Genomic DNA, 4,935 nt, shown 5'->3' on the forward strand with positions numbered 1-4,935 from the left:
TCATGAATGTTGAAATGAATAGCTACATCCTGATAAGAAGCGCCGGTCTCCTGCTTAAATCTTAATACATTCAGTTTAAAATTCAATGGATAGTGTTTGTTTGACTTCCTTTTCTTAAGCCCTGACGGGCCTTCCTCTCGAAACTGAGCTACCCATTTTTTGACTAAGGAAGAACTGGAAACGTCATATTTTTTGGTCAGTGACTCGTACCCTAACCGACCTTTTAAGTACTCTTGTACAATTTGTAATTTAAATTCGTAAGAATATTTTTTGGACATAAAATAACCCCCAAAAGTTAGATTTTTAACTCTAACTTTTGGGGGTCAGTACAGCTTTAGAAGCAAGTGGTCGTTTTTCAGGTCCTATTAAAGTTGCCATTGAACCGAGTCAAAAGTTTTGGCCAGCAGAAGATTATCACCAAGATTTCTATCAGAAAAATCCTGAGCACTATCAGCGATACGCTAAGGCTTCTGGTCGTCAGGATTTTATTGAAAAACACCGTTTGTAAAATTAAAAAGTAGCGAATTCTTGATTGAATTTGCTGCTTTTTTTCTTAAGTAGATTGACAAGTTCCTTTAAGAAGGCGTATTATAGAAGAGTTCTCAGAATCAGATTAGTACTGTCGGAACTGAGAGCGTAGGAAGGAACTGACATAGGCTCTCACATCCGTTCTGAATTAAAGTGGCCCCAGAGAAAGAATATGTTAATAAAATAAAAAATAAGGCCGGCTTAGCTCAGTTGGTAGAGCATCTGAATCGTAATCAGAGGGTCAAGGGTTCGAATCCTTTAGCCGGCATTGATATTTTTTATTTTTTTCAACTAAAGATATTGACTTCTTCTAAGAAATTAGTTATTATGAAATCTGTTGTTAATTAAGACTTGTTAGCTCAGTCGGTAGAGCAACTGACTTTTAATCAGTGGGTCGCAGGTTCGATTCCTGCACAGGTCATTTAATGCTTGATTAATTAAGCATTCTCTTAAAATTTGAGACCAATTTCGCGAGCTTAGCTCAGTGATTACTGAGAGCGTAGGAAGGAACTGACATAGGCTCTCACATCTGTTCTGAATCAAAGTGGCCCCGGAGAAAAATATGTTAATTAAATATAAAATAAGGCCGGCTTAGCTCAGTTGGTAGAGCATCTGATTTGTAATCAGAGGGTCGAGGGTTCAAGTCCTTTAGCCGGCATCTAACACACGTATTGTGTGTTATTTTTTTAACAAAAAATAAGTTTAAAGTTTCAAATAGGGTAGGAGTTATAAGGATGAAGAAATTATCGGTTATTCAAGCTTTTTTAATATTTGCGATAGCTTTTTTACTAATTGTCGTCTCTCAATGGGCATCACAATTTGTATTTTTAATTCCATTGTTTAATGAGAGTGCTGATCTAGCTTTTGAAATTAGTAGTCTGATTATATTTATGATACTTTATAGCATATTATTAAAAGTTTTGGGGACAAATCATCTTCTCAATCGTCAGTTATATCTGTTCCGTTTTCAAATTGAGTGGCTAATCCTAGCTATACTCCTACCTCTTGTCTTATTGGGGGCTACATTTTTCTTGGTCCCAGGGGAGTGGGAAATTGGTTGGCAAAGGGATCAATCAGTTTTTTATCAAATCCTATATCTTTTATTTGTAGATTTTATTGGTGGTGCTTTACAAGAAGAGTTAGTCTTTAGAGGCATTGGCTTGGATTTATTTAGTGCGTCTTTAAATAAATGGTTGGGAATACTATTGCCGGCCACCTTATTTTCAACGATGCATCTAATTAATAAGCCGTTGGATAATCAATCGATGATCTTATTATTGGTATCAGGTTTTTTAGTTAGTGTGATGTTCTCACTGATTGCCTATGTTGAGGAAAGTGTTTGGGCATCTAGTCTCTGTCATATTCTACTAAACGGTATTCCATCAGTGATTTATTTTGTCAATCCTTCTGTGGAAACAGAACTGTCCTATGCTCCTATTTATTATTTGATGCGGTCTAATAATCCTTATTTAACAGGTGGAGAATATAGTCTTTTGACATCCGGGACTGCTATTATTCTCTACCTGATCGTCATTTATTATTTCTATCGCCGGGGGATAAGAAAGAAGCATTTCTAAGTGACTTGACTGTGAAAAAGCTTGCCAGAGAGGCAATTTCGTGATAACGTTTACTTAGAAAAGGATTAGGAGGGATGATTGAAATGACTGCACCTTATAAGAAGCTACTCGTTGCTATTGATGGATCACCTACATCAGATTTGGCTTTTAAAAGAGCTGTTGAATTAGCAAAAGAGTTTGAAGCCCACTTGGAAATAGTTCATGCTGTTGAAGATTTGACAACGGCTTCACCTCATGATGAATTTAGAGCGGTCTTGGATATTTATCGCAAGAAAGGTCAAAGTTTATTGGCAGATTATCAAGGCCAAGCAGAGAAATTAGCTTGCCCGTCTTTTGATTTAGAGCTATTGATCGGGGATCCTCGCTTCCAAATTGTTAAATACGCCAAAGAACAAGATTGTGACTTAATCCTAGTTGGTTCGACTGGTAAGGGTGCACTTCAAAAAATGTTGATTGGATCCGTATCAGACTATATCACTAAGCATGCCGCTTGTGATGTGTTGATTGTCCGTCAATAAAAATAGGGTCAAGGGAAGTTCCACACTTTCCCTTGGCCCTATTTTTTATGGGAGCTATACATAGATCATTAGGCTTGATTCTGGATACGATCTAATTCTTCTTGGGCTAATTGAATTTGTTCTATTAATAATTGAGTATCAATTAAATGATGGTCTTTTGCTTGTAAAGACTCTTTCTCATACATATGATTAAGTGTCTCTTGGTAGGTAGCAAATAAGTCTTGAGTATAACTATCCACTTTACCTAATGAAGAGTAGATGGTAGAGATAATACTTTGGCAGGTTTCAATTAAATTCAAATATTTTTCCTGATAGTCCACTTGTTGGTCCACATTACGGCATTCGGCTAAGTAATATTGACCGATATCTAGTATTTTTTCCCAATTTTTTTGCTCATTTTTGGCTGATTGGCTATCTTGTACAGTTTCTCCAAGCAAGTAAGATTTTGAGACACCTAACTTGTTGGCTAAATTGGTCAAAGTATCATTACTGAGATTTCGTTTATTATTTTCAAGTTCGCTAATATAATTTCTAGACAGCCCGATGATTTCACTGAGCTCTTGTTGAGTTAACTTTCTTTCTTTGCGAATTGCTTTAATTTTGTCACCGACAGTCAATTTGTCGCCTCCTTATATGCCTGCATTTCATGATAGGTCGACATAAGTATAACATATTCATATGATGTCGACAATAGCGACATATAAAAAGTTGATCGTCGCCAACATCAATAATCTTAAGAAAGTTTCATTTATAAGTTAAATCATAATTTTGATAAATCCGTTGATTCCTGAAACTTGGGTAAATTCACGAAGAAATATTGAAATTCTTGAAATAGCATTGAAATCCTACTGTAGCAAAGTTAGAATATAACTAGCTAGAAAAGGAGGAAAATGCTATGCATTCCTTAAAGCGAAGCACTATCTTATTGATTGTGGTAATGGGCCTTTTAACGCCCTCAGTGGTTCTAGGACAGGAATCTGTCCCTGTAGTGGGAGCCCTGTTAAGTGATCAGGTTGATTCTGATGAATCGGTCACTATTCGGACCGCTTTTAAAGAATTAGCTGGGATGACTGATGAACAATTAGATCAGATAGGCGATGCTCAATTATTAGAGTTAGAAACTCGCGCTTTGAAAAGTGATTCTTACAATGAAGAAGTAATGGAAATTTTTTATGAATTAGTCGTGGCCAAACCTGACTTATTCACGGAGTACCAGCAAGGAATTACTCACGCAGCGATCATTGACCAAGTAGTCGCCCATCAAGCTGATTATCTTGGAAACATTCAGCAATTGACCATGGCTCAGCTCTTTGAATTAAAAAGGCAGACCATGAATGATACTGATGCCAGCCAATTGATTGCATTGGCCCGAGAAAGCTATCCAGATGTTTTTTCTGAGCCGATACAAACAACAATCATCGAGCCTTCTGAAAATATACTGCCATATAATAGAGAAGAAAGTCGCTCAGGTCTTCTTGGACTCAAGCAAGCCCTCTTAGACCAAACGCCAATGAGTCGCCAGCAATTGGACGCCTTACCAAAGGAGAGGCTAGAAGCAGAGGTTGAAGATGCATATGTAGCAGGGTTGGGTCATGATTATTTGATGACTTTATATCAATCCTTAATAAAAGATTATCCTGAGATCTTTGAACAGGTGACTCGCCATCAAGAGCAGGACCAGAAAAAAGATCATAGCACAAATGACCAATTGGATCGAAAAAGTCTTCAAGCTAGCTCTAGTCAAGTGGCTGAGAACGGGTCAGTGGAGACGGATAAGTTAACTGCTTCTAATTTAATAGAAGAAAAAAATCAATTAAAAGAAGAAAAGGAGTCAACGACAATGGAAAATATGGTGCATACATTATTACCGGCAACGGGTGAAAGTAATAATTTAATTTTAATGGGCTTGGCAGCTCTTTTAATTATTGGTGGTATTTATTTAGTTTACCGTAGCCGTAAATAACAAAGTATCGCTTAAACTCTCCTTTTGGAGAGTTTTTTTATTTGATAGATTGTAAAATTAATTGCGACAAACAAGAAAACCCATAACAGGTTCGTGTAAAATGTTAGTAACCACAAAAACACACACGGAGGACCTGTTATGAGCTACAAACATCTTACCATAGAAGACCGTTCAAAAATAGAAGTACTTTATCATGAGGGCTATACAGCTAGTCAAATTGCTCAAGCCATTGGGCGACACCGCTCAACAATTTATCGTGAACTTAAACGTGTTCAATCAGCTAGTTATGATGCCCAACTGGCTCAAGATAACGCCACTGAACATAAATCTCTTAAAGGACGTCGTCCTA

The 4,935-nt window shown here is 37.0% G+C and carries 7 protein-coding genes and 3 tRNA genes; 8 read left to right on the plus strand and 2 right to left on the minus strand.

Annotated elements, in window-relative coordinates:
* On the minus strand, window positions 1-278 hold a 278-nt coding region (locus tag T408_RS0108900; RefSeq protein ID WP_028118714.1), incomplete at its 3' end, for a helix-turn-helix domain-containing protein.
* Window positions 279-316: 38 nt separating this feature from the next.
* Here T408_RS0108900 and T408_RS0108905 point away from each other — a divergent pair.
* The 6 genes from T408_RS0108905 to T408_RS0108930 all read left to right on the plus strand — a co-directional run bounded on the left by T408_RS0108905 (window position 317) and on the right by T408_RS0108930 (window position 2,623).
* Window positions 317-508, plus strand: coding sequence for a peptide-methionine (S)-S-oxide reductase (locus T408_RS0108905; protein WP_028119611.1), 192 nt, complete (start codon window positions 317-319; stop codon window positions 506-508).
* Between the two features lie 215 nt (window positions 509-723).
* Window positions 724-796, plus strand: a tRNA-Thr gene (locus tag T408_RS0108910).
* An 80-nt stretch (window positions 797-876) separates the two neighbouring features.
* Window positions 877-949, plus strand: a tRNA-Lys gene (locus T408_RS0108915).
* 164 nt (window positions 950-1,113) lie between these two features.
* Window positions 1,114-1,186: transfer RNA gene (locus T408_RS0108920), tRNA-Thr, on the plus strand.
* Between the two features lie 76 nt (window positions 1,187-1,262).
* Entirely contained in the window at window positions 1,263-2,105 is an 843-nt protein-coding gene (locus T408_RS0108925; RefSeq protein ID WP_028119612.1) for a CPBP family intramembrane glutamic endopeptidase, read from the plus strand.
* An 83-nt stretch (window positions 2,106-2,188) separates the two neighbouring features.
* A complete protein-coding gene (locus T408_RS0108930; RefSeq protein ID WP_028119613.1) occupies window positions 2,189-2,623 on the plus strand; it encodes a universal stress protein in 435 nt (144 codons plus the stop codon).
* A 68-nt stretch (window positions 2,624-2,691) separates the two neighbouring features.
* On the opposite strand, the gene T408_RS11860 is transcribed toward T408_RS0108930, so the two are convergent.
* The gene (locus T408_RS11860; protein ID WP_051444863.1) at window positions 2,692-3,240 is read right to left on the minus strand and encodes a helix-turn-helix domain-containing protein; all 549 of its coding nucleotides are present in this window, start codon (window positions 3,238-3,240) and stop codon (window positions 2,692-2,694) included.
* Between the two features lie 278 nt (window positions 3,241-3,518).
* Here T408_RS11860 and T408_RS0108940 point away from each other — a divergent pair, with 278 nt between their 5' ends.
* Together T408_RS0108940 and T408_RS0108945 are read left to right on the plus strand one after the other, a co-directional pair.
* Window positions 3,519-4,586, plus strand: a complete 1,068-nt coding sequence (locus T408_RS0108940; RefSeq protein ID WP_028119614.1) for an LPXTG cell wall anchor domain-containing protein — start codon at window positions 3,519-3,521, stop codon at window positions 4,584-4,586.
* 138 nt (window positions 4,587-4,724) lie between these two features.
* Window positions 4,725-4,935 (plus strand): helix-turn-helix domain-containing protein (locus T408_RS0108945; protein ID WP_028119259.1); only part of this gene is annotated, 211 nt, incomplete at its 3' end.

This window comes from Hutsoniella sourekii ATCC 700629, from assembly GCF_000518205.1.
GTDB lineage: Bacteria > Bacillota > Bacilli > Lactobacillales > Aerococcaceae > Hutsoniella > Hutsoniella sourekii.

Bases quoted from the DNA above. Each gene is read 5' to 3' on its own strand.
- T408_RS0108930 (WP_028119613.1), top strand. From the start codon at position 2,189: ATGACTGCACCTTATAAGAAGCTACTCGTTGCTATTGATGGATCACCT.
- T408_RS0108940 (WP_028119614.1), top strand. From the start codon at position 3,519: ATGCATTCCTTAAAGCGAAGCACTATCTTATTGATTGTGGTAATGGGC.
- T408_RS0108925 (WP_028119612.1), top strand. From the start codon at position 1,263: ATGAAGAAATTATCGGTTATTCAAGCTTTTTTAATATTTGCGATAGCT.